This is a genomic window from Streptacidiphilus jeojiense (assembly GCF_000719095.1).
Taxonomy (GTDB): Bacteria; Actinomycetota; Actinomycetes; order Streptomycetales; family Streptomycetaceae; genus Streptacidiphilus; species Streptacidiphilus jeojiensis.
On sequence record NZ_JOEH01000019.1, the window covers coordinates 91,020 to 117,878 of the forward strand.

The window sequence follows — 26,859 nt, forward strand, 5'->3', positions numbered from 1 at the left end:
CAGCAACGCCCCCACCGGAAGTCCGGTGGGGGCGCCGTCGGGCTGGTCTGGCTACTTGGCGATCAGCGACCGCAGCACGTACTGCAGGATGCCGCCGTTGCGGTAGTAGTCGGCCTCACCGGGGGTGTCGATGCGGACCTTGGCGTCGAACTCGACGTCGCCCGCCTTGACCTTCACGGTCTCCGGGATGCCGCCGTCGTTCAGCGCGGTCACGCCGGTGATGGAGAAGGTCTCCTCGCCGGTCAGGCCCAGGCTGTCGGCGTTGGCTCCCTCGGGGAACTGCAGCGGCAGCACGCCCATGCCGATCAGGTTGGAGCGGTGGATGCGCTCGTAGGACTCGGCGACGACGGCCTTGACGCCCAGCAGCGCGGTGCCCTTGGCGGCCCAGTCGCGGGACGAGCCCGAGCCGTACTCCTTGCCCGCCAGGATCACCAGCGGGACGCCGGCGGCCTGGTAGTTCTGCGCGGCGTCGTAGATGAACGACACCGGCGCACCCCCGTCACCTTCAGTGGACTGGGTGAAGTCGCGGGTGTAGCCGCCCTCGGTGCCGGGCGCGATCTGGTTGCGCAGCCGGATGTTGGCGAAGGTGCCGCGGATCATCACCTCGTGGTTGCCGCGGCGCGAGCCGTAGGAGTTGAAGTCGCGCTTCTCCACGCCGTGCTCGGTGAGGTACTGCGCGGCCGGGGTGCCCGGCTTGATGTTGCCGGCCGGGGAGATGTGGTCGGTGGTGACCGAGTCGCCCAGCTTGGCCAGCACCCGGGCGCCGGCGATGTCGGTGACCGGGCTGGGCTCGTGCGCCATGCCCTCGAAGTAGGGGGGCTTGCGGACGTAGGTGGACTCGCTGTCCCACTCGAAGGTGTTGCCGGTCGGGATGGGCAGCGACTGCCAGCGCTGGTCGCCCGCGAAGACGTCCGCGTAGTCCTTGGTGAACATGGCCTGGTCGATCGACGAGGCCACGACCTCGGCGATCTCCTTCTCCGACGGCCAGATGTCGGCGAGGTAGACCGGCTTGCCGTCGGCGTCGGTGCCCAGCGCGTCCCGGGTGATGTCGACGTTCATGTTGCCGGCGATGGCGTAGGCGACCACCAGCGGCGGCGAGGCCAGGTAGTTCATCTTGACGTCGGGGTTGATCCGGCCCTCGAAGTTGCGGTTGCCGGAGAGCACCGAGACGGCGGCCAGGTCGTGCTCGTTGACGGCGGCCGAGACCTCGTCGGGCAGCGGGCCGGAGTTGCCGATGCAGGTGACGCAGCCGTAGCCGACCAGGTTGAAGCCCAGCTTCTCCATGTAGGGGAGCAGGCCGGCCTTCTCGTAGTAGTCCATGACGACCTTGGACCCGGGGGCCAGCGTGGTCTTCACCCAGGGCTTGGCGTGCAGGCCCTTCTCCACGGCCTTCTTCGCGAGCAGGGCGGCGCCCAGCATCACCGAGGGGTTGGAGGTGTTGGTGCAGGAGGTGATCGAGGCGATCACCACCGCGCCGTTGTCGATCTCGTAGCTGGTGCCGTCGGGGGCGGTGACCAGGGTGGGCTTGTGGATGCCGTTGGTGACCGCCGGGGAGTCGGAGGCCGGGAAGGACTCCTTGCCCGACTCGTCGTCCACCGCGATGTAGTCGCGCACCGCGTGGCGGAACCGCTCGGCCGCCTCGGCGAGGATGACCCGGTCCTGCGGCCGCTTCGGGCCGGCGATGGAGGGGACCACGGTCGCCAGGTCCAGCTCCAGGTACTCGGAGTAGACCGGCTCGACCGAGGGGTCGTGCCACAGGCCCTGGGCCTTGGCGTAGGCCTCGACCAGGGCGAGCTGCTGCTCGCTGCGGCCGGTGAGCTTGAGGTAGGAGATGGTCTCGGCGTCGATCGGGAAGATGGCGCAGGTGGAGCCGAACTCCGGCGACATGTTGCCGATGGTGGCGCGGTTGGCGAGCGGGATGGAGCCGACGCCCTCGCCGTAGAACTCGACGAACTTGCCGACTACACCGTGCTTGCGCAGCATCTCGGTGATGGTGAGCACCAGGTCGGTGGCGGTGGCACCGGCCGGGAGCGCGCCGTTGAGCTTGAAGCCGACCACGCGCGGGATCAGCATGGAGACCGGCTGGCCCAGCATCGCGGCCTCGGCCTCGATGCCGCCGACGCCCCAGCCCAGCACGCCCAGGCCGTTGACCATGGTGGTGTGCGAGTCGGTGCCGACGCAGGTGTCGGGGTAGGCCTGGCCGTTGCGGACCATGATGGTGCGGGCCAGGTGCTCGATGTTGACCTGGTGCACGATGCCGGTGCCCGGCGGGACGACCTTGAACTCGTCGAACGCGGTCTGGCCCCAGCGCAGGAACTGGTAGCGCTCCTTGTTGCGGCCGTACTCGATCTCGACGTTCTGCGCGAAGGAGTCCTTGGTGCCGAACTTGTCGGCGATGACGGAGTGGTCGATGACCAGCTCGGCCGGGGCCAGCGGGTTGATCTTCGCCGGGTCGCCGCCGAGTTCCTTGACGGCCTCACGCATGGTCGCCAGGTCGACGACGCAGGGCACGCCGGTGAAGTCCTGCATGATCACGCGGGCGGGCGTGAACTGGATCTCCTGGCTGGGCTGCGCGGTCGCGTCCCAGTCGCCCAGCGCGCGGATGTGGTCGGCGGTGATGTTCGCGCCGTCCTCCGTGCGGAGCAGGTTCTCCAGGAGCACCTTCAGGCTGTAGGGAAGGCGCTCGGAGCCCTCGACCTTGTCCAGCTTGAAGATCTCGTACGACTCGTCGCCCACCTGCAGCGAGCTGCGGGCGTCGAAGCTGTTGGCGGACACGACTGTCTCCCTGGTGTCTCTGGTACTGGCTGTCTCTGCCTGCTGGCGTCAGCGCGGTCACGCTGAGGATATCTTGATGTCGAGATAACCATAGTGCATCCACACCGACGCGGCGAAGTAAGGACACCCTCACCCCAGGGCCCCTGAGCTGAGCGGAAGGCCGGGGCGTAACGTGACAACCGAGTGGTCCGGACGCACCGTGACGAGATCGTGAGGGACAGCCATGAGCAGTGTGTGGAACGGCATCGGCGACGCGCTGGGCACCATCATGAACGTGACCAGTGATGTGGCCCTGACCGGGTTCCTGATCGTGCTCGGGCTGCTCGTGGTCGCGGCGCCGCTGTACATGGTCTACGCCGTGCTGAGCAGCCTGCGGCCGGCGGCGCGGAAGTAGCCTCCGCGCCCCCGGTCCGGGCCACGGGCCACGGGCCACGGGCCGTACTCAGTCGCCCAGGGTGGCGACCAGGACCGCCTTGATGGTGTGCAGCCGGTTCTCGGCCTGGTCGAAGACCACCGAGTGCTCGGACTCGAACAGCTCGTCGGTGACCTCCAGCTCGGTCATACCGGTGCTGGCGTGCAGCTGCCGGGCGACCTCGGTCTCCAGGTCGTGGAAGGCCGGCAGGCAGTGCAGGAACTTCACCGCCGGATTGCCGGTGGCCCGGACGGTGTCCATGGAGACCTGGTACGGGGTCAGCAGTTCGATCCGCTCGGCCCAGACCTCCTTGGGCTCGCCCATGGAGACCCAGACGTCGGTGTAGAGGAAGTCCGCGCCGCGGACCCCCTCGGCCACGTCCGCGGTGAGGGTGATCCGCGCGCCGGTCCGCTCGGCCAGCGCCGCCGCCTCGGCCCGGACCTCGGCAGTCGGCCAGAGCCGCTCGGGGGCGACGATGCGGATGTCCATGCCGAGCAGCGCCCCGGTGACCAGCAGCGAGTTGCCCATGTTGTTGCGGGCGTCACCCAGGTAGGCCAGCGCGACCTCGGGCAGCGGCTTGGTGCTGTGCTCCTGCACGGTCAGGATGTCGGCGAGCATCTGGGTGGGGTGCCACTCGTCGGTCAGCCCGTTCCAGACCGGGACGCCGGCGTGGGCGGCCAGCTCCTCGACGACCTGCTGGCCGTGGCCCCGGTACTGGATCCCGTCGAACATCCGGCCGAGGACCCTGGCGGTGTCCTTCACCGACTCCTTGCTCCCCAGGTGGGAGCCGCTGGGGTCGAGGTAGGTGGTGTGCGCGCCCTGGTCGGCGGCGGCGACCTCGAAGGCGCAGCGGGTCCGGGTGGAGCCCTTCTCAAAGACCAGCGCGATGTTCCTGCCGCGCAGCCGGGGCTGCTCGGTGCCCGCGTACTTGGCCGCCTTCAGCTGGGCCGACAGATCGAGCAGGAAGCGGAACTCCTGGGGGGTGAAGTCCAGCTCCTTGAGGAAGTGCCGGTGCCGGAGATTGAAGGCCATCGCGGGCTCCTGGGTGACGGGGGCGGGGATCGATCCAGCAATTCTATACGTAAGTAGGCATGAATATGCGATCGACCCCGGTTCAGTCCAGGAGTTCAGTCCCAGGAGTCTCAGCCGAGGAGCAGTTCCATCTCCAGCTCCCAGGTCGAGGGGTCCAGCGGATAGGGCACGGTCACTCCGGTGCGGACGAAGCCGCGGCGCTCGTAGTAGGCGATCGCGCGGGCGTTGTCCTCGTGCACCTCCAGCAGCAGGCGTGGCACCCCGGCCTGCCGGCGGACCTGACCGCGGGCCCAGGCGATCACGGTGTCCAACAGGGCGTCGGTCACGCCCAGCTTGCCGCCGCGGTGCTCCGGGTGCACCCAGACGCCGACCAGCCAGGCGGTGTCCGGGGTGTCCTCGGGGACGTAGGCGTTCATCCCGCCGACCCAGTCGCCGGTGGCCTGCTCCACCGCGGCGTAGGAGGTGCTGCCGGGCCGGGTGCCGCGGCCGGCGCGCTGGACCCACTCCTCGGGCGTGCGGCCCAGCGCCTGCTCGTAGGTCTCCAGGTACGCCATCGGGGCGTCCTGGAGCATGGCCAGCCGCATGGTCCGGACCCGGTCGGCGTCCTCGGGCCGGACCAGGTGGATGCGGTACTCGGGCATGGGCACTCCTTGTGCTTCTTGTGCTTCTTGTGCTTCTTGCGGATGGTGAGGAGGTGGTCCGAGGCGCTCAGAGCCGGGGGTCGACCGGCTCCGACTCCAGGGCCAGGACGGCGAAGACGGCCTCGTGGACCCGCCACAGCGGCTCGCTCGCGGCGAGGCGGTCCAGCGCCTCCAGGCCGAGCGCGTACTCGCGCAGGGCGAGCGAGCGCTTGTGGCCGAGGGCGCGTGAGCGCAGCCGGTCCAGATGGGCCGGCAGCGTGTAGTCGGGACCGTAGATGATCCGCAGGTACTCGCGGCCCCTGACCTTGACCCCCGGCTGCGCCAGCCGTCCGCCCTCGGGGCGCACCAGCGAGGCCAGCGGCTTGACCACCATGCCCTCTCCCCCGGCCGCCGTCAGCTCCTCCCACCAGCGCACGGCTTCGGCCACCGACTGCTCGTCGGCGGTGTCGACCGCCAGCCGACCGGTGCGCCTGAGCAGACCGGAGTCGTCGGCGTCGACCAGGGCGTCGATCCAGGCGAGGTGCTGGTCGTGCGGACGGGTCGCCAGGTTGGCGCCCTCGGCGGCGAGGATCTGGAACGGGGCCAGCTTGATCCCGTCCAGGCCCTGCACCGGCCAGCAGTACTGCCGGTACGCCTCGGTGAAGGCGGCGGCGTCGGCCCGGCGGGCCAACTGGCGGGCCGTCAGCTCGTCGGTGGCCACGCCCCCGACGCCGCGGGCCCGGGCGGCCTCCAGCGCGGCGAGGGCCGCCGGCAGGGCCGCCCCGGCCGCCGCACCCACCGCCGCGTACTGGCGCTTGAGCAGGCCGAGCGCCTTGAGCGACCAGGGCATCAGCTCGGCGTCCAGCAGCAGCCAGTCGCTGTCGAGCTGTTCGAACAGTCCGGACCTGACCGCGGCCGAGCGCAGTCGGTCCAGGACCGCCGAGGTCAGCGCCTCGTCGTCGAGGAAGGCCCGCCCGGTGCGGGTCCAGACCGCTCCGCCGGTGGAGACGCCGAAGCGCTTCTCCAGCGCGGTGCCCTCCGCGTCGCGGCCCAGCAGCACCACGGCCCGCGAGCCCATGTGCTTCTCCTCGCAGACCACCTGGCGCACCCCGTCGGCGAGGAAGCCGGCGAAGGCGTCCTCGGGGTGCTCCAGGTAGCCGTCGCGGCGGGAGGTCGCGACCGGGGCCATGGTCGGCGGCAGGTAGGCGAGCAGCCTGGGGTCCAGCGCGAAGCGGCTCATCACCTCCAGCGCCGCGGCGGCGTTCTCCTCCTTGACGGCGACCCGGCCGTGGTGCGCCGTCTCCACGATCCGGTGGCCCTGGACGTCGGTGAGCGCCAGTGGACGGCCCTCCCTGCTGCCGGGGGCGTCGGTGGTCAGCGGGCGGACCGGCTCGTACCAGACCTGCTCGGCCTCGACCTCGACCAGCTCGCGCTCGGGGTAGCGCAGCGCGGTCATGCTGCCGCCGAAGACGGCGCCGGTGTCCAGGCAGATGGTGTTGTTGACGAAGCTCGCGGTGGGCGTGGGGGTGTGGCCGTAGACGACCAGGGCGCGGCCCCGGTACTCCTCGGCCCAGGGGTAGCGCACCGGCAGCCCGTACTCGTCGGTCTCGCCGGTGGTGTCGCCGTAGAGGGCGTGCGAGCGCACCCGGCCCGAGGTGCGGCCGTGGTACCGCTCCGGCAGCCCGGCGTGGCAGACCACCAGCCTGCCGTCGTCCAGCAGGTAGTGGCTGACCAGACCGTCGATGAAGGAGCGGACCTCGGCGACGAACCCGGCCGGCTCGGCGGCCAGCTGGTCCAGCGACTCCTGCAGGCCGTGACTGACCGTCACCTGGCGTCCGGCCAGCGCCCGGCCAAGCTTGTTCTCGTGGTTCCCCGGCACGCACAGCGCGTGGCCGGCCGCGACCATGCCCATGACCAGGCGCAGCACCCCGGGGGTGTCCGGGCCGCGGTCGACCAGGTCGCCGACGAACACCGCGGTACGGCCCTGCGGGTGCACGGCGTCCACGGCGCGCCCCTCGGCGTCACGGGCGACCTGGTAGCCCAGCCGGCCGAGCAGGGTGACCAGCTCGGAACGGCAGCCGTGGATGTCGCCGACGATGTCGAACGGCCCGCTGAGGTGCCGCAGGTCGTTGTAGCGCTTCTCCAGGACGATCTCGGCGGCCTCCACCTCGGCCACCCCGCGCAGCAGGTGGACCTTGCGGAAGCCCTCGCGCTCCAGGAACTTCAGCGAGCGCCGCAGCTCCCGCTGCTGACGGGGGATCACATGCGGGCTGAAGGCGGCGCGGTCCGGGCGCAGCGCGTTGCGCTCGGCGCAGACGCTCTCGGGGACGTCCAGCACGATGGCGACCGGCAGCACGTCGTACTCGCGGGCCAGGTTCACCAGGTGGCGCCGGGACTCGGGCTGCACGCTGGTGGCGTCCACCACCGTGAGCCGGCCCGCGGCCAGCCGCTTCCCGGCGATGTAGTGCAGCACGTCGAAGGCGTCCTTGGTGGCCGACTGGTCGTTGTCGTCGTCGGAGACCAGTCCGCGGCAGGTGTCCGAGGACAGCACCTCGGTGGGCCGGAAGTGCCGGGCGGCGAAGCTGGACTTGCCGGAACCGGTGCTGCCGACCAGGACCACCAGGGAGAGGTCGGGGACGGGGAGCTGACGCTTGTCGCTCATCGGTTCGCTGCTTCCTGCGGGCGGTCGGCGGGGGTGCGGGTGAAGGTGGCGAGCTGGGTCGGCGGACCGACCTCGGGGTCGTCGGGGCCCACCGGCGCGAAGGCGACGCCGTAGCCGTAGCTGTCGGCGACCTGCCGGGCCCAGGCCCGGAACTGGGCCCGGTCCCACTCGAAGCGGTGGTCCGGGTGGCGGACGTGACCGGCCGGCAGCGACTCCCAGCGGACGTTGTACTCGGCATTCGGAGTGGTCACCACGACCGTGCCTGGGCGTGCGGCGCCGAACACCGCGTACGCCAGCGCGGGCAGTCGCGGCGGATCGACGTGCTCGACCACCTCGGACAGGACGGCGGCGTCATAGCCGGTCAGCCTGGCGTCGGTGTAGGTCAGGGCGCCCTGGACCAGGCGGACCCGGGAGGCCTGGCGCTCGGACATCCGGTCCAGATGCAGCCGGCGCGCGGCGATGCCGAGGGCGCGCGAGGACACGTCCACGCCCAGTACCTCGGTGATCCGTGGCTCCTTGAGGAGAGCGCCGACCAGGCTTCCCTCGCCGCAGCCCAGGTCCACCACCCGGGTAGCCCCGGCGGCGCGCAGCGCCTCGAGGATGGCGGCGCGGCGCTGGACCGCGAGCGGGGTCGGCTTCTCCTCGACCGCCTGCTCGTCGGCCTCCTGCTCGGGGACGGCGTTGTCGATCTCCTCCAGCTCGCGGTCGTCCGCCTCGGCGAGACGGGCCAGCTCCAGCCGCTCCATCGCGCTGCGCGCCAGCGACCAGCGACGGGAGAAGTACCGACGGGTGATCAGGGACAGCTCGGGGTGGGTCCCCAGCCAGCCCTCCCCGACCCGGAGCAGCTTGTCGACCTCGTCCGGGGAGACCCAGTAGTGCTTGGAGTCGTCCAGCACCGGCAGCAGCACGTAGAGCTGGTTGAGGGCGTCGGCGAGCCGCCGGGTGCCGGTCAGCTCCAGGCTCACGTAGTGGGAGTCGCCCCAGTCGGGGAAGGCCGGGTCGAGCGGGATCGGCTCGGACCGCACCTGCCAGCCCAGCGGCTCGAACAGCCGGCGCACCAGCTCGGCGCCGCCGTCCTTGCCGGCTTTGGCGGGCAGCACCGGCACGGTGACGGTCAGCGGCAGCGCGGCGGCCGCCAGCTCCGGGCGCTGGTCGCAGCGGCCCTGCCGGGCGCTCTTGAACACCGTGCCGAGTGCCACCGCGAGCAGCGACGAGGCCGCGTAGGGGCGGTCGTTGACGTACTGCGCCAGCGCGCCACTCCCAGAAGTCGCCGTGGGGGAACCGCCCCGGCCCTTGCCACGGCCGCGCCGAACCAGACCCACCGGGTCGACCTCCAGCAGCAGCGCGGCGGTGCAGCGCTCGGCCCCGGCCTCGGGGTAGAAGACGTGCGCGAGGCCGTGCGAGGTGGGGAACGACTGGGCCTTGTCCGGGTGCTTGTGCAGCAGGAAGCCCAGGTCGGAGGCGGGTCGTTCGGGGGTGCCGGTGGTACTGATCGTCAGGAACACACGATCGAGTATCGCCGTAACCCCATGATCGCCCCACTGGGTTTTCGGTGCGCGGGTCCAGCAGAATGAGCCGCGCACAGCCTGCCCGGCCCCCGACGAGTCAGGATCACCACCATGCCCAGCAGCGACGCCGCCAAGCCCGTCGTCATCCTCCAGGCATCCCCGCACCCGGTCTCACGGATCTTCACCCCGGAGGCGCTGCACGCCCTGCACGAGCGGTACACCGTGGTCGACCTGGAGGGCGCCGGGCCCGGCTCCGCCGGCGAGGTCCTGGACCGGGCCCTGCCGGAGGCCTTCGCGGTCGTCGGCCAGCCCGACCTGCCCGCTGAACGCCTGGCCCGCGCACCGAAGTTGCGCGCGGTGCTGAATATCGAGGGCAACTTCTACCCCAATGTCGACTACCAGGCCTGCTTCGACCGGGGCATCCACGTCCTGGGCTGCGGCCCGGCCTACGCGCAGGCCGTCGCCGAGCACGCGCTGGGCCTCGCCCTCGACCTGGCCCGCGGCATCAGCCGGGAGGACCGGGCCTTCCGCGAGGGACGTGAGAACTACGTCGCCAGCGGCAACGCCGACGCCGTGCTGCTGCGCAACGCCGATGTGGGCTTCCTCGGCTTCGGCAACCTGGGCCGGGCGCTGCGCACCGTGCTCACCGGATTCGCGCCCACCATCAGGGTGTACGACCCCTGGCTGCCGGCCGCGGTGCTGCGCGAGCACGGGGTGCTGCCGACCGGGCTGGCCGAGACCGTCGCCAGGAGCACCTTCCTCTTCGTCCTCGCCACCGTGACCGAGGAAAGCCGGCATCTGCTGGACGCCGAGCTGCTGGCGACCGTCCCGCAGGGTGCCCGGTTGGTGCTGGTCAGCCGGGCACCCGTGGTGGACTACGACGCGCTGCTGGCCGGCGTCGCCGCCGGTCGGTTCCTGGCCGGGATCGACGTCTGGCCGGAGGAGCCGGTTCCGGCGGACCACAGCGTCCGGGCGCTGGAGGGCACGGTTCTCTCCGCGCACCGCGCGGGCGGTATCCCGGCCGCCTTCCTCAGCATCGGCGACATGGTGCTGGACGACCTCGACCTGATCGCCCGCGGCCTGCCGCCGGTCCGGATGCAGGCCGCAGCGCGGGAGCTGGTCGGCCGCTACCGCAACCGTCCGGTCACCGGCTGAGCAAGGGTCGTCGGGGCCGATCGTTCGGGCCGGTCGTTCAGGGCCTGGCGCGGAGGCGGCGGAGCATCCTGGGGTCCTCGAAGCCGACGGTGCGGGCGGCGTGGTCCACGGTGGAACCGTGCGAGATGAGGTGCTCGGCCCGCTCCAGGCGCAGCGTCTGCTGGTAGCGCAGCGGGGTGAGGCCGGTGGCGCGGGTGAAGAGACGGGTGAGGGTGCGGTCGCTGACACCGACCGCGGCCGCCAGGTCCGCCAGCGGGAGCCGGGAGTCGTAGCGGCTGTCGATGACGTCCTGGGCGCGGTGCACCGTGTCGTCCAGGTGCGAGCGGTGCCGCAGCATCGCGCTGTCCTGCTGCTCATGGCCGTTGCGGCGGGCGTAGACGACCATGTCCCTGGCGATCTGGCCTGCCGCGGCCGGGCCGTGGCGCTGGGCGACCAGATGGAGCGCCAGGTCGATACCGCTGGCGATGCCGGCGGAGGTCACCACCCGGTCGTCCACGGTGAACAGGACGTCGCGGACCACCGTCGCCCGGCGGTAGCGGGCGGCCAGCTGCTCCTGGAGGTCGTGGTGGGTGGTGCAGCGGCGGCCGTCCAGCAGTCCGGCCCGGCCCAGTGCGTCCGCCCCGGCGCAGACGCTGGCCACGGTGCCGCCGGCGGCATGGTGCTCGCGCAGCCGTCGCAGCGTGTCCGGGCCGAGCGGGGAGTCCGGCCCCAGGGAGGGCGACCGCCAGCCGGGGACCAGCAGCAGGTCCTCCGGTCCCAGCTCCGGCCAGTCGGTGTCGGCCTGCAGCGGGACGCCCTGGGCGCTGGTCACCACCGGCTGCTCGGCGACGTACCCGAGGGTGTAGTCGTGGCCGAAGTCGGCGGCGGTGGAGAAGACCTGGGCGGGCCCGGCGAGATCGAGCAGGTGCACGCCGGGCACCAGCAGGAAGACGATACGGCTCATACCGCATCATCCCAGGTCGGCGGCCCGGGCCTCCAGCTCGTCGACAGTGGCGATGTCGGCGAAGCGGTCCGCCAGGACGAACACGGTGCGCTGGACCAGTTCCTCGGTGCTGAGGGTGACCCCGTCGCGGGTGATCGGGCTGGTGGAGGTGGCGTCCGGGACGAAGGTGACCCGGTAGCCCAGGTCACTGGCGACCCTGGTGGTGGTCTCCACGCACTGTTCGGTCCGGATGCCGCAGGTCACCAGCTCGGTGACGCCGCGCTCCATCAGCTGCTGCTGCAGATTGGTGGTGGTGAACGCATTGTGGGAGGTCTTGGTCACCGTCAGGTCGCCGTCCCGGTGGTCCAGCTCCTCCAGCAGCCGGACCTGGCCGAGGGCCGGGTCGAACACGGTGTCGGTGCCGGGTTCGGAGTGCAGCACCCAGACCACGGTGTCCCCGGCGGACCTGGCCAGCGAGACCAGCCGGTTGACCGGCTCGGCGATCTTCGGGTTGTGGCTCGCGGCCCACTCCTCGGCCCGGGCGCGGAAGGATTCCTGGACGTCGATGACAAGCAGTGCTCGGCTCATGGACCCCAGTCTGTCCTGGTCAGACGGGTGCGACCAGACCCGATCGGGTCCCGGGGCGGACCGATCCGGTCATGCCGGAGGCGCTGTCCGCACAGCGGTACGGTTGGGCGGCCAGGGGGGCGATTCGTTACCGTGACGGGGTGACGAACGAATCCGCTTCCCCCTCCCCCCGTGGTGCCGTGGCCGCAGGCCTGGCCACCGTCGCCGACGACGGCACGGTCCTGGACACCTGGTTCCCCGCCCCCTCGCTGACCGCGGACCCCGGACCGGCCGGCACCGTGCTGCTGTCCGCCGCCGAGGCCACCGCCGAACTCGGTGCGGGCGTGGCCGGCGCCCTGCGCAAGGACCCGCGCCGCGGCGTGGAGGTCGTCGCGGTTCGCACCGTGATCGCCTCCCTGGACGAGAAGCCGCTGGACACCCACGACGCCTACCTGCGCCTGCACCTGCTCAGCCACCGCCTGGTGCGGCCGCACGGGCAGAGCCTGGACGGGCTGTTCGCCCTGCTCCCCAACGTCGCCTGGACCAGCATCGGCCCGGTGCCGGTGGACCGGGTCGAGTCCACCCGGCTCGCGGTCCGCGCCGAGGGCGGCCAGCTCGCCGTCTACGGCATCGACAAGTTCCCCAGGATGACGGACTACGTGGCACCCAGCGGGGTGCGTATCGCCCACGCCGACCGGGTCCGACTGGGTGCCCACCTCGCGGTCGGCACCACCGTGATGCATGAGGGCTTCGTCAACTTCAACGCCGGCACCCTGGGCACCTCCATGGTGGAGGGACGGATCTCGGCCGGCGTGGTGGTCGGCGACCACAGCGACATCGGCGGCGGCTCATCGATCATGGGCACCCTCTCCGGCGGCGGCAAGCAGGTCGTGTCGGTCGGCGAGCGCTGCCTGCTGGGCGCCAACGCCGGGATCGGGATCTCGCTGGGCAACGACTGCGTGGTCGAGGCCGGCCTCTATGTCACCGCGGGGACCAGGGTCACCCTGCCGGACGGCAAGGTCGCCAAGGCGGTGGAGCTGTCCGGGCAGGACAACCTGCTGTTCCGCCGCAACTCGCAGAGCGGCACGGTCGAGGTCATCGCCCGCTCCGGCTCCTGGGGCGGCCTCAACGCCGAGCTGCACGCGCACAACTGACGCTCTGACGGACGCGCCGAGGGGGACGGCGGTCCCTCGAACCCCTGCTCGACGGGGTCGGTCAGGTCCGGCCCGGCACTGGCCCCGCATCCCCCGTGGGTGTGACGGTCAGTGACCGGGCCACCGCGCGGCTCGTTTGCCCGCTCGGGAACGGCAACTGCCCGCCGTCCTGTCCGCCGCACCCCAGGAGGGGCACGTCCACTCGGCCTCAACCGGCGGGTTCCGTCTCGGTGACGTTGACCACCTGCGGGTTGCGTGGGGGTTCGGGGGGTCGCTCCCCGAAGGATTGGAGCACCATGTCCGAGGCATCCGTCGTACCGGAGGGCCAGAGCGCCTCCTCCCCCACCGCTGCCCCCGCCGCTCCGCAGAGCCTGCTCGCGCAGATGGAGCAGCTGCTCGCCGCGCTCAACGCCGACCTGGTGCGCCTGGACGCCGACCTCCAGTCGCCACCCCCGCACGACGCACACAGCTACGAGCCCTAGCAGGGCCGACGCCTCCACCGCCGCCGTCATGACGCGCCGCCCTCCCCCGACTGCCAGTCGCCCACCGGCAGCAGCTCCCGGCAGGCCGGGTCGACGGCGCGCAGCAACTGCGCGGCCAGGTCCTGACACTCCGCGACGGCGTCCACCGAGTCGATGCAGCGCCAGTACAGCTCCTGCTCGCCGGCCCCGCAGGCGAGCACGATCAGTGCCTCGGCGGTCTCCTGGACCAACCGGCACAGCTCGCGGAGGGCCACTGCGGTATCGGTGAGCACGGTCAGCCGCTCCGCCCTGCCGGGGCCGCCCCCGTCGTCCGGGGGCCGCCCCACGCAGGTGGCCGCATGGCCCGCCGCCTCGGCCACGGCCCGGGCGATCCCGGACGCACCGCCGCCCCCGCAGCCGGCGCCGTCCAGCAGCTCACGCTCCATCAGTTCGAGCGCCAGCACCCGGGTCACGGCCTCGACCAGGGCGCAGGCCTGCCAGCACTCCGCCAGCACCTGCGGCACACTGCGCGCCTCGGTCAGACCGTGCCTGGTGGACTTGATCAGCCTCAGCGCGTCCATGGTCGCGACCCCCTGTTGCTCCTGACTGCTCCGACGGACTCTCCGTCAGGGCACCAGCCTGGAGCAGAAGGGGGACGACCCGACGCCGACGATCACCGGCTGTGGACAACTCGGGGGGTGTGCAGAACTCCGTCACCCCCGAGGGTGAGTCAGGAACCGTCCAGCGGCGGGGTGGCCCCGGCCGGGAAGCGCTGCTCGTTGCGCTCGATCTTCGCCGCCAGCGCCGCCAGTGGATCGACTCCCAGCGCCGAGCAGAACTGCAGCAGGTAGGCCAGCACATCGGCCACCTCGTCCTCGACCCGGTGCGCCCGTACCGGGTCCTCCATCACCGCGGCGGCCTGCTCCGGGGTAAGCCACTGGAAGATCTCCAGCAGTTCGGACGCCTCCACGCTGAGCGCGGCCACCAGGTTCTTCGGCGTGTGGTACGGCCCCCAGTCGCGCGCCGCGGCGAACTCGCGCAGCCGCTGCTGGAGCAGGGGGACGTCCGGGTGTCGATCAGTCATGCGCCCATTCTCCCCGCCCGCCGGCCCCCGCCTGCGCCCCTGTCCGCACGCCCGCCTGCGCCGCCGCCGGCACCCCCACCCGCGCCGACGCCGGGGCCGGGGCTGGCGACGGCTCCAGCACGCTGTAGCCGGTCTGCGGATCGCGGCGGCAGTGCAGCACCAGCGCCTCCGGGGCCGCGCCTGCCGCCCCGTCCCGCAGCGTCGCCAGCAGCCGGGCGTGGCCGTGCCGGACCACCTCCCCGGCGAGCCGCAGCAGCTCCGCCACCTGCCCCTCGGCCAGCCCGGCGTCCAGGTCCTCGGCGAGCACCGTGAGCAGCCGGTCCACCTGGGGGACGTCGGCCGAGCTCATCTGCAGCACCCCGGGACCGGTCAGCAGCACCGTCGCGAAGGCCAGGTAGCGCAGCAGGCCGCTGCTCATCGACTCGGCCCCGGTGACCGCGGTCTCCCCCTCCCACAGCGCCGCCCGCACCCGCGCGTCGTCGCTGCGCAGCACCCCCAGCTCGCGGACCGGGTAGGGGCTGCCGGTCCGGACGCTGCGCAGCAGCTTGCCGTACCTGATCCGGCACTCGGACTGGATCCGCGCCAGCACCGCGGACAGGTTCGCCGCCGTGCTCCGCAGCCTGGCGTCGTCCCCGGCCGGGACCCAGCCCCGCATCAGCGCCGGCACCGGGTCCACCGGGAAGACCTCACGCAGCGCCGTGAGCAGGTCCTCCACCGCCGTGAGCACCCGCTGCTCGCCCGGGGTGGCCCCGGCGATCCGCAGCGGCAGCTGGGCCGCCAGCAGGCTGCCCGCCGCCAGCGGGGCGCGGATGTCGCCCTGCCGTCCGTCGCTGTGCCAGATCGCGTTGATCCGGCCCCGCGCGCGGTCCTCCTCCCCGGTGGCCAGCAGCACCCGGGCCGGTGTCCCCGGCAGCGCCCCGGTGATCCGCTCGGCGACGATCCTGGGCTCGCCGTCGGTGCGCACCGCCACCTCCAGCGAGACGGTGCCGCTCCGGGCGGTCTCCACGCTGCAGCCGAGTCGGAACCCCTGCCGGCCGTGCGGCACGCAGCCGCGCAGCCCGCCCCGGACCGGCGCCAGCGCCTCGGCCAGATCCGCGCCGCCGGCCAGTCCGGACAGCGCGGCCAACCCGTCCAGCAGATTGGACTTCCCGCTCCCCGAAACACCCTGCACCAGGGTGACCGGGGCCAGCGGCAGCACGGTGCCGACATGGGACTTGAACGCCACCAGGCGCAGTTCGCCGATGGTGGCCCGGCGCGGGGAAGGCTCGCTCACACCGGGGTCAACGAGCGAGCGGCACTTTGGTGAACCTGCTCAGGGTGACCGACGCCGTCACCGGCACTGGTTCGGGCAGCGCCGCGATCCGTTCGGCCAGCGCGGCCGGGTCGGTGTGCCAGGCACTCGGGCCCATGCCGACCACGGTGCGCACCGCCTCGTGGTCCAGCAGCAGGGTGAAGTCGTGCTCGCTGCTGCCGCCGGACTCCAGGTACGGTCCCAGCGTCGCCGCCAGCCGCTCCTCCTTCCGCCCGTCCACTCCGAGCAGGCCCAACTCGCGTACCAGTTCCGACAGGTGACGTGGCGTCGGAGTGATCGTCAGCAGCGTTCCGCCGGGCCGGAGCACCCGGCGCAGCTCCGGTCCGTTGCGCGGGGCGAAGACATTGATCACCAGGTCGGCGGCGTCGTCCCGGATCGGCAGCGGACGCCAGGCGTCGCAGACCACGGCGCCGGCCCGGGGATGCGAGCGGGCGGCCCGGCGCAGCGCGAACTTGGAGATGTCCAGGGCGATCCCGTGCGCCTCGGGCAGCGCGTCGAGCACGGCGGCGAGGTAGTGGCCGGTGCCCGCACCGAGGTCGACCACGCAGCGGGCGTCAGCGGGTGCGGCCGCTGCCAGCGCTTCGGCGACCGGGGCGTAGTGCCCGGCACTGAGGAAGGCGTCGCGGGCGGCGACCATGGCGGCGGTGTCACCGGTGCCGGTGTGCGCGTCGCCGGGCAGCAGGCTGACATAGCCCTGTCTGGCGACGTCGAAGGTGTGCCGCTGCGGGCAGCGCAGCGCGCCGCCGCCGGGACCGGCCGCGAGACCCTGCCCGCAGTGCGGGCAGACCAGGTACTCCACAACGTCCTGCAGCACGCGTCCGTCTCCCTGCGGTTCCTGCCGTGTTCTTCCTGCAATGTCAACTGAAGCCGCAGGTCAGACTAGTCGTTCTGGTCGCCCTCGGGCTCCCCGTCGGACTCCCCCTCGGCATCCGGCAGCTGGTCGACGACCCAGCCTGCCAGCCGCTGGGACGCCCCGTCGACGCCGATCCGCCCCTCCCGCACACCGCGGGCCAGGCTGCGCATCTCCCGGGTGGTGGTGGCCACGTTGGCGCCGCCGGAGACCAGGTAGGCGAAGGCCACCGCGGTGCCGAAGAGCTCGTTGTTGCGTTCCAGCGCGGGCACCCGGATCAGCTGGTGCATCAGCGCCGCGGCCCGGTCCTCGGGCTCGGGGTAGACCAGTACGTCGAAGATCTCCGCCTGGTGCCGGGTCACCGCGGCGACGAGCGAGCCGTAGTCGGTGACCCGGGGGTCGCCCGGGGTGTACTGCTCGGCGACCATGAGCAGCCAGGACAGGTCGATCTCGACGTTCAACGGCGCTGACCCGTCCCTTCGTGCTCGCCGAACTCGGCGAGGAAGGCGGCCTCGTACTCCTTCATGAACTGCGCGGCGGCGTCCACGAAGGACCTGCCGGTCTCTCCCATGTCCTGCTGGACCAGCTTCTCGATGTACTGGTTCATGCTGATCCCCTCCTGTTCCGCCCTGGAGCGGGCGATCTCGGCCGTGGTGGCGTCCACCCGGACATTGAGCTGCTTCTTTGTCATACTTCCAAGCTAGCGCGATTCCGCTAGCACGCAAGGGTCATAAGAAGAGCACTACCCATAGGACGAACCGCTCAAGAGCGGAACAGGTCACGAGGAATCAGGAGGAAACGGGCTCCAGGATCGCCACGCACTCGAAGTGCTGGGTCATCGGGAACAGGTCGAAGGCCCGCAGACTGACCGGACGGTAGCCGACGGCGGCGAAGAAGCCCAGGTCACGGGCGAGGGCGGCCGGGTCGCAGGCGACGTAGGCGATCCGGCGGGGCGTGAGCCCGGCCAGGTGGCGCACGGTGTCACGGCCCGCGCCGGAGCGCGGCGGGTCGAGCACCACCAGGTCCGTCTCGGTGATGCCGGTGCGCGGCAGCAGCCGCTCCACCTTGTCGCACTCGATCCGCACCCGGCCCTCGCCGATCAGGTCGCCGAGGTTGTGCCGGGCGTCGATCACGGACTGCTTGGACGACTCGATGCCGAGCACCGCGCCGGTCTCCCCCAGCTGGTCGGCCAGGGCGCCGGCGAACAGGCCCACGCCGCAGTACAGGTCCAGGGCGTTCTCGCCCTCCTGCGGGTCCAGGCCCTCCAGCACGGCCGAGACCAGCAGGTCCGGGGCCTCCGGGTGGATCTGCCAGAAGCCGCCCTCACTGACCCGCCAGGTCCGGCCCGCCGCCCGCTCCCGCACGAACGACCGCCCGTGCACCCGGTGCAGCCCGCCGTGGTCGTCGATCCGCATCACCGACACCGGCCGGTCCAGCTCCACGATCGGCAGCCGGGCCCCGGCCCGCGGGGTCAGGATCACCTGGCGGTCCGACGACCCGGTCGCGGCGATCGCCTCGACCGTGGCCATGCCCTCCCAGTCGCGCGCCTCCACTCCCAGCTCGGTCACCCCGGCGGCGGCGATCAGGCAGCGGTCGACCGGCTGCACCCGGTGCGAGCGGTGCCGCCGCAGACCGGCCTCGCCGGTGTCCGGGTCGACCGCGTACTGGACCCGGGTGCGCCACTGCGGCACCGTGCCGGCCGGGAGCTTGCCGCCGACCGGCTCGATGCTGCCGTCCCAGCCGGCCCCGGCCGGGTCGAGCTTGGCCAGCTGGCGCAGCTGCTCGGTGAGCACCTGCACCTTGAGCTTGCGCTGCGCGCCCGGGGTCGCGTGCTGCCAGTCGCAGCCGCCGCACTTCCCGGGACCAGCGAACGGGCAGGGCGGCTCGACCCGGTCCTTGGAGGCCTGCAGCACCTCGACCGCGTCGGCGCGCAGGAAGCGTGAGGACTCCGTGCCGTCGGTGACCTCGGCCACCACCCGCTCGCCCGGCAGCGCGTGCCGGACGAACAGCACCCGGCCCTCGTGCCGGGCCACGCAGTGGCCGCCGTGGGCGACCGGGCCCACCTCGACCTCGTACCGCTGACCGACCAGGGACGGCGCCTCGGCTTCGGCGGCGGCGGTCTCGGATCGGGTCCTGCCAGGGGGTGTCACGCGCTGCTGTCCTTGCTGTCGGTCGTCCCAGCGCCGCCCGGGCCCGGCTCGGTGTCCGCGGCGGCGCCCGCGCGCTTCTGCACGCGGAGGAGGTCTCCACGACGGATCTGCCCGGGGGCGTTCCACTCCACCGGCTTGCGACGGCGCTCGGAGGACTCCAGCTGCCAGGGTACCGAGGTCACCATGACACCCGGCGTGAACAGCAGCCGGCCCTTGAGCCGCAGTGCGCTCTGGTTGTGCAGCAGCTGCTCGTACCAGTGGCCGACCACGTACTCCGGGATGTAGACGGTGACCACGGCGCGCGGGCTGTCCTTGCGCAGCTGCCGGACGTAGTCCACGACCGGACGGGTGACCTCGCGGTACGGCGAGTGCAGCACCTTCAGCGGGATCTCGATCCCGCGCCGCTCCCAGTCCGCCTTCAGCGCCGCGGTGTCCGCCGGGTCCACGTCCACGGTCACCGCCTCCAGGGTGGAGGTGTGCGCCGAGCGCGAGAGCTGCGCGTAGGCCAGCGCCCGCAGGGTGGGCTTGTGCAGCTTGGAGACCAGCACCACCGAGTGCACCTTGGACGGCAGCACCGTCTCGTCCGGGCGCTCCTCGGCCGCGACCAGCTCGGCGGAGACCCGGTCGTAGTGCTTCCTGATCGCCTTCATCATCACGAAGAAGACCACCATCAGCAGGCAGGACATCCAGGCGCCGGACAGGAACTTGGTGCCCAGGACGACCACCAGCACGCAGGCGGTGCAGGCCAGGCCGATGCTGTTGATCACCCGGCTGCGCATCATCCGGCGGCGCACGGCCGGGTCCGTCTCGGTCTTCAGCAGCCTGGTCCAGTGCCGGATCATGCCGGTCTGGCTCATGTTGAAGGAGACGAAGACACCGATGATGTAGAGCTGGATCAGCCGGTTGGGGTCGGCGCCGTAGCCGATGATGAAGACGATCGCGACGCCGGCCAGCATGATGATGCCGTTGGAGAACGCCAGCCGGTCCCCGCGGGTGTGCAACTGGCGCGGCAGGTACCGGTCCTGGGCCAGGATCGAGCCGAGCACCGGGAAGCCGTTGAACGCGGTGTTGGCGGCCAGCACCAGGATCAGCCCGGTGACGGCGGCGATGTAGTAGAAGCCCGGCGAGAAGTTGCTGAACACGGCCTGGCTGATCTGCGCAAGCGCGGTCTTCTGGTGGTAGTCGGACGGGGCGCCGATCAACTGGGCGGTGTTCTCGGACATCTTCAGGCCGGTCAGGTTGCCCATCCAGATGATGCCGATCAGCATCACCACGGCGATGACCGCCATCATCAGCAGGGTGGTCGCGGCGTTCTTGCTCTTGGGCTTCTGGAAGGCCGGCACGCCGTTGCTGATCGCCTCCACACCGGTCAGCGCGGCGCAGCCGGAGGAGAAGGTCTTCAGCAGCAGGAAGACCATCGCGAGTCCGGCCACGTTCTCGTGTCCATGGGCCGGAACCAGGTCGAACTTGTAGCTGGCGGCGTGCATCGAGTCGCTGAGGAAGAAGTGCCGGACGGCCGCGTAGGCCATCAGGCCCAGGATGCCGACCATGAACCCGTAGGTCGGGATGGCGAAGGCCGTCCCCGACTCGCGCACCCCGCGCAGGTTCATCCCCATCAGCACCACGACCAGGGTGACCGAGATCGCCACCTCGTGGCCGTGCAGCGAGGGCACCGCGGAGACCACGTTGGCGACGCCGGAGGTGGTCGACACCGCGACGGTGAGCACGTAGTCCACCATCAGCGCCGCGGCCACGGTCAGCCCCGCGTTGGCGCCCAGGTTCACCGTGGCGACCTCGTAGTCGCCGCCGCCGCTGGGGTAGGCGTGCACGTTCTGCCGGTACGAGGCGACGACGACCAGCATCACCAGCGCCACCACGCCGCCCACCCACCAGGAGAAGTGGATGGTGGTGATACCGGCGACGGCCAGCGCGAGGAAGATCTGCTCGGGGGCGTAGGCCACCGAGGACAGTGCGTCGGACGCGAAGACCGGCAGCGCGATCCGCTTCGGCAGCAGCGTCTCACCCAGCTTGTCGCTCTGGAGGGCGCGGCCGATCAGGATCCGCTTGGGTACGTCGGTGAGTTTGGACACGACGAGGATCGTAGAGCCTGTCCTTGACGCGCCCTTAACGCCCCTCCGGAAATCAGCAGAGCGTCACTCGCCGCTCACCGGAATGTTGCGGATCGGTATCGGGAAGGTGTGAGTTCCCTCGCCCCCCTTGCCCGGCGTCGACACCTGCCCGCCAGCCGCTTCCCAGCGGACTCCTAGATCCGGACCCCTTCCGGGGTGTAACGACCCGGGTTGCACGGGTACTGCGGTTGTGTCATCGGCGCGCGAGGGTGCGACCCTGGTGCGGGCACCGGTTAAGAAGGTGCCAGGATCGAGCCGGGACATCACTCCGGAAGGACGGGCGTGCACATCGTCATCATGGGCTGCGGTCGCGTGGGTTCTGCCCTCGCGCGCACCCTCGAGAAGCAGGGGCACTCGGTCGCTGTCGTCGACCAGGACCCCACGGCGTTCCGCCGTCTCGGTTCCGGGTTCACCGGCCAGCGGGTGACCGGGGTCGGCTTCGACCAGGACACGCTCCGGGAAGCCGGGATCGAGCAGGCCGGTGCCTTCGCGGCGGTCAGCAGCGGCGACAACTCCAACATCATCGCCGCGCGGGTGGCCCGGGAGAACTTCGGCGTGGAGAACGTCGCGGCCCGGATCTACGACCCGCGCCGCGCCGAGGTCTACCAGCGCCTCGGCATCTCCACCGTGGCCACGGTCCGCTGGACCGCCGACCAGATGCTGCGCCGGCTGCTGCCCAGTGGCTCCGAGCCCAACTGGCAGGACCCCAGCGGCGCCGTGCAGCTCGCCGAGGTCCCGGTGGCGTCCGGCTGGATCGGCCACCGCCTCAGCAAGCTGGAGCAGGCCGCGGCGGTGCGGGTGGCGTTCGTCAGCCGACTGGGCGTGGGCACGCTGCCGACGCCCGAGATGGTGCTGCAGGAGGGCGACCTCGTGCACATGATGATGCGCATCGCAGATCTCGAGGCCGTCGAGGCCGTGTTCGCGAAGGGCCCGGAGGAGCACTGATGCGGGTAGCCATTGCCGGGGCCGGTGCGGTGGGACGATCCATCGCGGGCGAGCTGCTGGAGAACGGCCACGAGGTCCTCCTCGTGGACAAGAACCCCAAGTCCATCTCGGTGGAGCGGGTACCGCAGGCCGAGTGGCTGCTCGCGGACGCCTGCGAGATCACCGCGCTGGACGAGGCGGCGTTGCAGCGCTGCAACGTGGTCATCGCCGCGACCGGGGACGACAAGGTCAACCTGGTCGTCTCACTGCTGGCGAAGACCGAGTACGGCGTGCCGCGGGTGGTCGCGCGGGTGAACAACCCCAAGAACGAGTGGCTGTTCAACGAGGCCTGGGGGGTGGACGTGGCCGTCTCGACCCCGCGACTGATGTCGGCGCTGGTCGAGGAGGCGGTGAGCGTCGGCGACCTGGTCCGGCTGATGCGGTTCAGCCAGGGCGACGCCAACCTGGTGGAGATCACGCTCTCGGGGACGGCTACCGCGGTCGGACTGCGCGTCAGTGATGTGGAGTGGCCGCAGGACACTGCGCTGGTCACCATCATCCGCGAGGGCCGGGTTCTGGTTCCCAGCGGTAGCGACAGTCTTGAGGGTGGGGACGAGCTGCTGTTCGTGGCCACGGCGGAGCGGGAGCGGGAGTTGGAAGAGCTGCTGTCCAAGGAGAGCTGACGCTTCCACTCGGGGCGCGGGGTTGCTGTTCGGTCGGCGTGCACGTGTGTGCGTGGTCGGCCGCGCAGTTCCTCGCGCCCCTGGCGGTTACACGCGTTCGTGGTCGGGTTCTTCTTCTTTTTCTTCCTCTTCGGAGGCGACCTTGATGGGCGGCGGGGCCTTGGAGAGGATCAGCCAGGAGAGGTAGATGGCGACCAGCCAGGGCGGGACGCCCAGGCCGATCTTGGCGACGCCGAGCCAGGTGACGTTGCCGGCCCAGTAGAGCGGGAACAGGATCGCCGCTCGGATGGCGAAGAGCGCGACCCAGACCCAGGTGGCCTTGGTGTAGGCGGCGAGGCGGCCCGGGTTCTGGGTGCGCCAGGTCATGTTCTCGCCCAGGATCGGGCCGAGCATCACGCCGAGCAGCGGCCAGCGCACCAGGGCCGAGACGGCGTAGAGCACGCCCAGCAGCACGCCGTAGATCATGGACGGCAGGTAGAAGTCCTGGGCCTTGCCGGACTTCATGGCGATGAACGCGCCGATGGCCACGCCCAGCACCCCGCCGAAGGCGTGCTTCAGGGTCTCCCTGCGGACCAGCCGGACCACGGCGAGCAGTACCGTCACGCCGACCGCCGACCAGGCGGAGACGCCCAGCTGCTTGGTGATCGTGTACAGCAGCACGAAGACGAAGCCGGGGACGGTCATGTCGACCATGCCGCGGACCCCGCCGAAGGCGTCGATCAGCGAGGTGTCGACCTCGGTGGAATCCTTGCTGGCCAGCTTGTGACTGGGGCTCACGCGGTGCTACTCCGATCCGACAGGGCGCAGCTCGTACCGCGGGTTGAAGAGCACCCGGCGGCCTCGCGCATGACTGATCCGGCCGTGGGCCACCAGGCGGCGGCCGGGCTCTATCCCCGCGATGGAGCGGCGGCCCAGCCAGACCACGTCCAGCGCGTCGGTGCCGTCGAAGAGCTCCGCCTCCAGGGCGGGAACGCCGGCCCTGGGGCGCAGGGTCACCGCGCGCAGCGTGCCCGTCACCGTGACCTGCTGGCGGTCCTGGCAGGAGGCGATGGGCATGCAGCCGGCCTCCTCGGCGTCCTGGCGCAGCTCCTCGGCCTGGAGCTCCTCGCTGCTCGCGGCCAGCCGGTTGAGCATCCGGCGCAGACGCCCCTGCTGCCGGTCGGTTCGGATGTCACCACTCATAGCCGAAGAGTACCGCTCCGTACCACCGCGCAGGCCTACTGCTCGAAGCGGTAGCCCATGCCCGGCTCGGTGATGAAGTGCCGCGGGTGCGCCGGATCGACCTCCAGCTTGCGGCGGAGCTGCGCCATGTAGACGCGGAGGTAGTTGGTCTCGGTGCCGTAGGCCGGTCCCCAGACCTCCTGCAGCAGCTGCTTCTGGCTGACCAGCCGGCCGGCGTTGCGCACCAGCACCTCCAGCAGGTGCCATTCGGTCGGGGTGAGCCGGACGTCGGCGCCCTCGCGCTGGACCCGCTTGGCGACCAGGTCGACGGTGAAGGACTCGGTGCTGACCACCGCCTCGTCGGGGTCGGTGCCGACCGGGGCGGCCCGGCGGACCGCGGCGCGCAGCCGGGCCAGCAGTTCGTCCATGCCGAAGGGCTTGGTGACGTAGTCGTCGGCGCCGGCGTCCAGGGCCTCGACCTTCTCGTCGGAGGCGTGCCGGGCCGAGAGGACGATCACCGGGATCTTGGTCCAGCCGCGCAGCCCGCGGATGACCGTGGTGCCGTCCATGTCCGGCAGCCCGAGGTCGAGCAGCACCACGTCGGGGTGGCGGGCCGCCGCCAGCTCCAGCGCTGAGGCTCCGTCGTGGGCGGCGTCGACCTCGTAGCCGCGCGCCCTGAGGTTGATCACCAGCGCGCGGACGATCTGCGGCTCGTCGTCGACCACCAGGACCCTGGTCGCACCTGTCATTCCGGGCTGCCTTTCCCCTGCTGCTGCGTCGAGTACTGCTGAGCGGTGTGGTCGCACTGTTCGGTACGGAGGGTGAACACCATGGTGAGGCCGCCGCCCGGGGTGTCCTCGGCGGTGAGGCTGCCGCCCATGGACTCGACGAAGCCCCGGGCCACGGCGAGCCCCAGGCCGACCCCGGCGCCCCTGGGGGCGTCACCGTAGCGCTGGAAGGGCTCGAAGACCTTGTCCTTGGCCTCGTCGGGGATGCCGGGACCGTGGTCGGCGACCCGCACCTCCAGCCGGTCCGGCTCCCCGGCCAGCCGCAGCACGCTGCCGGAGACGAGGACCCGGCCCTCGCTCTGGTACTTCACGGCGTTCTCGACCACGTTCGCCAGCGCCCGTTCCAGCAGTCCGGGGTCGCCCTCCACCATCGGCAGGTCCTCGGGAACGTCCAGCCGCACCGTGCCGTCCGGGACGCCGCGCAGCGCCATCGGCACCACCTCGTCCAGGTCGAACTCGCGGACCAGCGGGACCACGCTGCCGGTCTGCAGCCGGCTCATGTCCAGCAGGTTGCCGATCAGGTGGTCCAGCCGGTCGGCGCCCTCCTCGATGCCGGCCAGCAGCTCCGCCTCGTCCTCGGCGCTCCACTGCAGGTCCTCGGTGCGCAGTGAGGAGACCGAGGCCTTGATGCCGGCCAGTGGCGTGCGCAGGTCGTGCGAGACGGCGGCCAGCAGCGCGGTGCGGATCCGGTTGCCCTCGGCCAGCCGCCGGGCCTCGGCGGCCTGCTCGCTCAGCCGGCGGCGCTCCAGCACCTCGGCCGCCTGGGCGGCGAAGGCGCCCAGCACCCGGCGGTCCCCGGCCGGGAGCACCCGTCCGGACAGCGCCAGCGCCAGCCGCTCGCCGACCGGGACGTCCACGTCGGCGTCCTCGGGGCGGTTCACCGGCGCGGGCCCGACCGAGCCGGCGCAGGTCCACGGGCCGAAGTCGTCCGCGCGTTCCAGCAGCGCCACCGACTCCATCTGGAAGGTCTCCTTGACCCGCTCCAGCAGCGCCGGCAGCGCCTTCTCGCCGCTCAGCACGCTGCCGGCGAGAAAGCTCAGGGTCTCCGCCTCGGCCCGGCTGCGGGCCGCCTCGGCGGTGCGGGAGGCGGCCAGGTCCACCACGTAGGCCACCGACAGGGCCACCGCCAGGAAGACCGCGATGGCGACGATGTTCTGCGGGTCGGCCACGGTCAGGGTGTGCAGCGGCGGGGTGAAGTACCAGTTGATCAGCAGCGAGCCGACCACCGCCGAGGCCAGCGCCGGGAACAGTCCGCCGGTGAGCGCGGCGGCCACGGTGAGGCCCAGGTAGAGCAGCATGTCGGTGCTGCCGGAGCGGGTGCCGCCGAGGATCCAGGTGAGCAGCAGCGGTCCGCCGACGCCCAGCACCCAGCCCACCGCGGTACGGGCCGGGCCCAGCCGGGCGATCCGGCGGATCGGGCGCACCCGGCCGCGGGCCACGTGCTCGTGGGTGACGATGTGCACGTCCACGTCGCCGGCCTCACGGGCGACGGTGGCGCCGACCCCCGGCCCCAGCACCCACTGCCAGGTCTTGCGCCGGCTGCTGCCCAGCACGATCTGGGTGGCGTTGACGCCCCGGGCGAAGTCCAGCAGCGCCTCGGCGGCGTTGTCGCCCAGTACCGAGTGGAAGCTGCCGCCGAGGTCCTCGACCAGGGCCCGCTGCACCGTCAGCTCCTGCGGCGAGGCACCGGTCAGCCCGTCGCTCTTGGCGACGTACACGGCCAGGATCTCGCTGCCGGAGCCCTTGGCCGCGATCCGGGCGGCCCGGCGGATCAGGGTCCGCCCCTCGGGGCCGCCGGTGAGGCCGACCACGATCCGCTCCCGGGCCTGCCAGGTGTCGCTGATCCTGTTCTCGGCCCGGTAGCGCTGCAGGTACTCGTCGACCCGGTCGGCGGTCCACAGCAGTGCCAGTTCCCGAAGCGCCGTCAGATTGCCCGGTCTGAAGTAGTTGGAGAGCGCCGCGTCGACCTTCTCCGGGGCGTAGACGTTGCCGTGCGCCAGCCGGCGCCGCAGCGCCTCGGGGGCCATGTCGACCAGCTCGATCTGCTCGGCCCGGCGCACCACCTCGTCCGGCACCGACTCCTGCTGGCGCACGCCGGTGATCCCCGCGACGACGTCCGCGAGCGACTCCAGGTGCTGGATGTTGACGGTGGAGATGACGTCGATGCCGGCGGCCAGCAGCTCCTGGACGTCCTGCCAGCGCTTGGCGTTGCGGCAGCCGGGGACGTTGGTGTGCGCCAGCTCGTCCACCAGGGCGACGGCGGGACGGCGGGCCAGCACCGCGTCCACGTCCATCTCGGAGAAGGACGCCCCCCGGTACTCCATGGAGCGGCGCGGCACCACCTCCAGACCGGCGACCAGCTCGGCGGTGTGGGCGCGGCCGTGGTCCTCGACGAAGCCGACCACCACGTCGGTGCCGCGGTCCCGGCGCCGGTGCGCCTCACCCAGCATGGCGCAGGTCTTGCCCACTCCGGGGGCAGCCCCCAGATAGATCCGCAGCCTGCCGCGCAT

Annotated in this window: 25 protein-coding genes; 6 read left to right on the forward strand and 19 right to left on the reverse strand. The window is 71.8% G+C overall.

Going from position 1 to position 26,859, the window contains the following annotated elements:
* Window positions 1-51: 51 nt before the first annotated feature.
* The gene (gene acnA / locus IF29_RS0124595; RefSeq protein WP_030258897.1) at window positions 52-2,775 is read right to left on the reverse strand and encodes an aconitate hydratase AcnA; all 2,724 of its coding nucleotides are present in this window, start codon (window positions 2,773-2,775) and stop codon (window positions 52-54) included.
* Between the two features lie 223 nt (window positions 2,776-2,998).
* Between acnA and IF29_RS46250 the strand changes: the two genes are divergently transcribed.
* On the forward strand, window positions 2,999-3,169 hold the full coding sequence (locus IF29_RS46250; protein ID WP_157623912.1) for a hypothetical protein: 171 nt from the start codon (window positions 2,999-3,001) through the stop codon (window positions 3,167-3,169).
* Between the two features lie 48 nt (window positions 3,170-3,217).
* On the opposite strand, the gene argF is transcribed toward IF29_RS46250, so the two are convergent.
* From argF to IF29_RS0124620, 4 genes are all read right to left on the reverse strand, one after another.
* A complete protein-coding gene (gene argF / locus IF29_RS0124605; protein WP_030258898.1) occupies window positions 3,218-4,219 on the reverse strand; it encodes an ornithine carbamoyltransferase in 1,002 nt (333 codons plus the stop codon).
* Between the two features lie 110 nt (window positions 4,220-4,329).
* Window positions 4,330-4,860 carry a GNAT family N-acetyltransferase gene (locus IF29_RS0124610; RefSeq protein ID WP_030258900.1) on the reverse strand — a complete coding sequence of 177 codons (531 nt, stop codon included), beginning with the start codon at window positions 4,858-4,860 and terminating at the stop codon, window positions 4,330-4,332.
* 67 nt (window positions 4,861-4,927) lie between these two features.
* Window positions 4,928-7,501, reverse strand: coding sequence for a polynucleotide kinase-phosphatase (locus tag IF29_RS0124615; RefSeq protein WP_030258902.1), 2,574 nt, complete (start codon window positions 7,499-7,501; stop codon window positions 4,928-4,930).
* The gene (locus IF29_RS0124620) at window positions 7,498-9,006 is read right to left on the reverse strand and encodes a 3' terminal RNA ribose 2'-O-methyltransferase Hen1 (protein WP_030258903.1); all 1,509 of its coding nucleotides are present in this window, start codon (window positions 9,004-9,006) and stop codon (window positions 7,498-7,500) included. The genes IF29_RS0124615 and IF29_RS0124620 overlap by 4 nt, the downstream gene beginning before the upstream one ends.
* Before the next feature lie 114 nt (window positions 9,007-9,120).
* Between IF29_RS0124620 and IF29_RS0124625 the strand changes: the two genes are divergently transcribed.
* Window positions 9,121-10,164 (forward strand): NAD(P)-dependent oxidoreductase, encoded by a 1,044-nt coding sequence (locus tag IF29_RS0124625; RefSeq protein WP_030258905.1) that lies wholly within the window; start codon window positions 9,121-9,123, stop codon window positions 10,162-10,164.
* Window positions 10,165-10,201: 37 nt separating this feature from the next.
* Here the strand turns inward: IF29_RS0124625 and IF29_RS0124630 are convergent, their stop codons facing one another.
* Together IF29_RS0124630 and IF29_RS0124635 are read right to left on the reverse strand one after the other, a co-directional pair.
* Entirely contained in the window at window positions 10,202-11,107 is a 906-nt protein-coding gene (locus IF29_RS0124630) for a GlxA family transcriptional regulator (RefSeq protein ID WP_030258907.1), read from the reverse strand.
* 6 nt (window positions 11,108-11,113) lie between these two features.
* Window positions 11,114-11,674 (reverse strand): cysteine hydrolase family protein, encoded by a 561-nt coding sequence (locus IF29_RS0124635; protein ID WP_030258909.1) that lies wholly within the window; start codon window positions 11,672-11,674, stop codon window positions 11,114-11,116.
* A 140-nt stretch (window positions 11,675-11,814) separates the two neighbouring features.
* Between IF29_RS0124635 and dapD the strand changes: the two genes are divergently transcribed.
* The gene (gene dapD, locus IF29_RS0124640) at window positions 11,815-12,807 is read left to right on the forward strand and encodes a 2,3,4,5-tetrahydropyridine-2,6-dicarboxylate N-succinyltransferase (RefSeq protein WP_030258912.1); all 993 of its coding nucleotides are present in this window, start codon (window positions 11,815-11,817) and stop codon (window positions 12,805-12,807) included.
* A 296-nt stretch (window positions 12,808-13,103) separates the two neighbouring features.
* The gene (locus tag IF29_RS42350) at window positions 13,104-13,289 is read left to right on the forward strand and encodes a hypothetical protein (protein WP_037596459.1); all 186 of its coding nucleotides are present in this window, start codon (window positions 13,104-13,106) and stop codon (window positions 13,287-13,289) included.
* A 26-nt stretch (window positions 13,290-13,315) separates the two neighbouring features.
* On the opposite strand, the gene IF29_RS0124655 is transcribed toward IF29_RS42350, so the two are convergent.
* From IF29_RS0124655 to IF29_RS0124690, 8 genes are all read right to left on the reverse strand, one after another.
* On the reverse strand, window positions 13,316-13,849 hold the full coding sequence (locus IF29_RS0124655) for a DUF6099 family protein (protein ID WP_030258914.1): 534 nt from the start codon (window positions 13,847-13,849) through the stop codon (window positions 13,316-13,318).
* Between the two features lie 149 nt (window positions 13,850-13,998).
* Complete coding sequence (locus IF29_RS0124660; RefSeq protein ID WP_030258916.1) at window positions 13,999-14,352, reverse strand: nucleotide pyrophosphohydrolase; 354 nt, start codon at window positions 14,350-14,352, stop codon at window positions 13,999-14,001.
* A complete protein-coding gene (locus IF29_RS0124665; RefSeq protein WP_051725890.1) occupies window positions 14,345-15,625 on the reverse strand; it encodes an AAA family ATPase in 1,281 nt (426 codons plus the stop codon). The genes IF29_RS0124660 and IF29_RS0124665 overlap by 8 nt, the downstream gene beginning before the upstream one ends.
* Before the next feature lie 7 nt (window positions 15,626-15,632).
* Window positions 15,633-16,478 (reverse strand): putative RNA methyltransferase, encoded by an 846-nt coding sequence (locus IF29_RS0124670; protein WP_030258921.1) that lies wholly within the window; start codon window positions 16,476-16,478, stop codon window positions 15,633-15,635.
* Between the two features lie 65 nt (window positions 16,479-16,543).
* Window positions 16,544-16,975: a hypothetical protein gene (locus IF29_RS0124675; RefSeq protein ID WP_030258924.1), complete on the reverse strand. Its 432-nt coding sequence runs from the start codon at window positions 16,973-16,975 to the stop codon at window positions 16,544-16,546.
* Window positions 16,972-17,205: a toxin-antitoxin system HicB family antitoxin gene (locus tag IF29_RS0124680; protein ID WP_030258927.1), complete on the reverse strand. Its 234-nt coding sequence runs from the start codon at window positions 17,203-17,205 to the stop codon at window positions 16,972-16,974. Before IF29_RS0124680 ends, IF29_RS0124675 begins: the two co-directional genes overlap by 4 nt.
* A 97-nt stretch (window positions 17,206-17,302) precedes the next feature.
* Window positions 17,303-18,664, reverse strand: a complete 1,362-nt coding sequence (locus IF29_RS0124685) for a class I SAM-dependent RNA methyltransferase (RefSeq protein WP_037596463.1) — start codon at window positions 18,662-18,664, stop codon at window positions 17,303-17,305.
* Window positions 18,661-20,754 (reverse strand): APC family permease, encoded by a 2,094-nt coding sequence (locus IF29_RS0124690; protein ID WP_030258932.1) that lies wholly within the window; start codon window positions 20,752-20,754, stop codon window positions 18,661-18,663. The genes IF29_RS0124685 and IF29_RS0124690 overlap by 4 nt, the downstream gene beginning before the upstream one ends.
* Window positions 20,755-21,075: 321 nt before the next feature.
* Here IF29_RS0124690 and IF29_RS0124695 point away from each other — a divergent pair, with 321 nt between their 5' ends.
* The gene (locus IF29_RS0124695) at window positions 21,076-21,738 is read left to right on the forward strand and encodes a potassium channel family protein (protein WP_030258935.1); all 663 of its coding nucleotides are present in this window, start codon (window positions 21,076-21,078) and stop codon (window positions 21,736-21,738) included.
* Complete coding sequence (locus IF29_RS0124700) at window positions 21,738-22,400, forward strand: potassium channel family protein (protein ID WP_030258937.1); 663 nt, start codon at window positions 21,738-21,740, stop codon at window positions 22,398-22,400. The genes IF29_RS0124695 and IF29_RS0124700 overlap by 1 nt, the downstream gene beginning before the upstream one ends.
* Window positions 22,401-22,487: 87 nt before the next feature.
* Here IF29_RS0124700 and IF29_RS0124705 read toward each other — a convergent pair whose 3' ends face one another.
* The 4 genes from IF29_RS0124705 to IF29_RS0124720 are packed head-to-tail and all read right to left on the reverse strand — an operon-like array spanning window position 22,488 to window position 26,859.
* Window positions 22,488-23,177, reverse strand: coding sequence for a DUF3159 domain-containing protein (locus IF29_RS0124705; RefSeq protein ID WP_030258939.1), 690 nt, complete (start codon window positions 23,175-23,177; stop codon window positions 22,488-22,490).
* 6 nt (window positions 23,178-23,183) lie between these two features.
* On the reverse strand, window positions 23,184-23,582 hold the full coding sequence (locus IF29_RS0124710; RefSeq protein ID WP_030258941.1) for an OB-fold nucleic acid binding domain-containing protein: 399 nt from the start codon (window positions 23,580-23,582) through the stop codon (window positions 23,184-23,186).
* A gap of 35 nt (window positions 23,583-23,617) precedes the next feature.
* Window positions 23,618-24,310, reverse strand: a complete 693-nt coding sequence (locus IF29_RS0124715) for a response regulator (protein WP_030258944.1) — start codon at window positions 24,308-24,310, stop codon at window positions 23,618-23,620.
* Window positions 24,307-26,859, reverse strand: a complete 2,553-nt coding sequence (locus tag IF29_RS0124720) for a sensor histidine kinase (protein ID WP_084714881.1) — start codon at window positions 26,857-26,859, stop codon at window positions 24,307-24,309. Before IF29_RS0124720 ends, IF29_RS0124715 begins: the two co-directional genes overlap by 4 nt.

What these genes read in the sequence shown, in the direction of transcription:
- IF29_RS42350 (WP_037596459.1), top strand. Translation starts at nt 13,104, where the DNA reads ATGTCCGAGGCATCCGTCGTACCGGAGGGCCAGAGCGCCTCCTCCCCC.
- IF29_RS0124710 (WP_030258941.1), bottom strand. Translation starts at nt 23,582, where the DNA reads ATGAGTGGTGACATCCGAACCGACCGGCAGCAGGGGCGTCTGCGCCGG.
- IF29_RS0124720 (WP_084714881.1), bottom strand. Translation starts at nt 26,859, where the DNA reads ATGCGCGGCAGGCTGCGGATCTATCTGGGGGCTGCCCCCGGAGTGGGC.
- IF29_RS0124635 (WP_030258909.1), bottom strand. Translation starts at nt 11,674, where the DNA reads ATGAGCCGAGCACTGCTTGTCATCGACGTCCAGGAATCCTTCCGCGCC.
- IF29_RS0124630 (WP_030258907.1), bottom strand. Translation starts at nt 11,107, where the DNA reads ATGAGCCGTATCGTCTTCCTGCTGGTGCCCGGCGTGCACCTGCTCGAT.
- IF29_RS46250 (WP_157623912.1), top strand. Translation starts at nt 2,999, where the DNA reads ATGAGCAGTGTGTGGAACGGCATCGGCGACGCGCTGGGCACCATCATG.
- IF29_RS0124660 (WP_030258916.1), bottom strand. Translation starts at nt 14,352, where the DNA reads ATGACTGATCGACACCCGGACGTCCCCCTGCTCCAGCAGCGGCTGCGC.
- IF29_RS0124655 (WP_030258914.1), bottom strand. Translation starts at nt 13,849, where the DNA reads ATGGACGCGCTGAGGCTGATCAAGTCCACCAGGCACGGTCTGACCGAG.
- IF29_RS0124680 (WP_030258927.1), bottom strand. Translation starts at nt 17,205, where the DNA reads ATGACAAAGAAGCAGCTCAATGTCCGGGTGGACGCCACCACGGCCGAG.
- argF (WP_030258898.1), bottom strand. Translation starts at nt 4,219, where the DNA reads ATGGCCTTCAATCTCCGGCACCGGCACTTCCTCAAGGAGCTGGACTTC.
- IF29_RS0124625 (WP_030258905.1), top strand. Translation starts at nt 9,121, where the DNA reads ATGCCCAGCAGCGACGCCGCCAAGCCCGTCGTCATCCTCCAGGCATCC.
- IF29_RS0124700 (WP_030258937.1), top strand. Translation starts at nt 21,738, where the DNA reads ATGCGGGTAGCCATTGCCGGGGCCGGTGCGGTGGGACGATCCATCGCG.
- IF29_RS0124610 (WP_030258900.1), bottom strand. Translation starts at nt 4,860, where the DNA reads ATGCCCGAGTACCGCATCCACCTGGTCCGGCCCGAGGACGCCGACCGG.
- IF29_RS0124615 (WP_030258902.1), bottom strand. Translation starts at nt 7,501, where the DNA reads ATGAGCGACAAGCGTCAGCTCCCCGTCCCCGACCTCTCCCTGGTGGTC.
- IF29_RS0124715 (WP_030258944.1), bottom strand. Translation starts at nt 24,310, where the DNA reads ATGACAGGTGCGACCAGGGTCCTGGTGGTCGACGACGAGCCGCAGATC.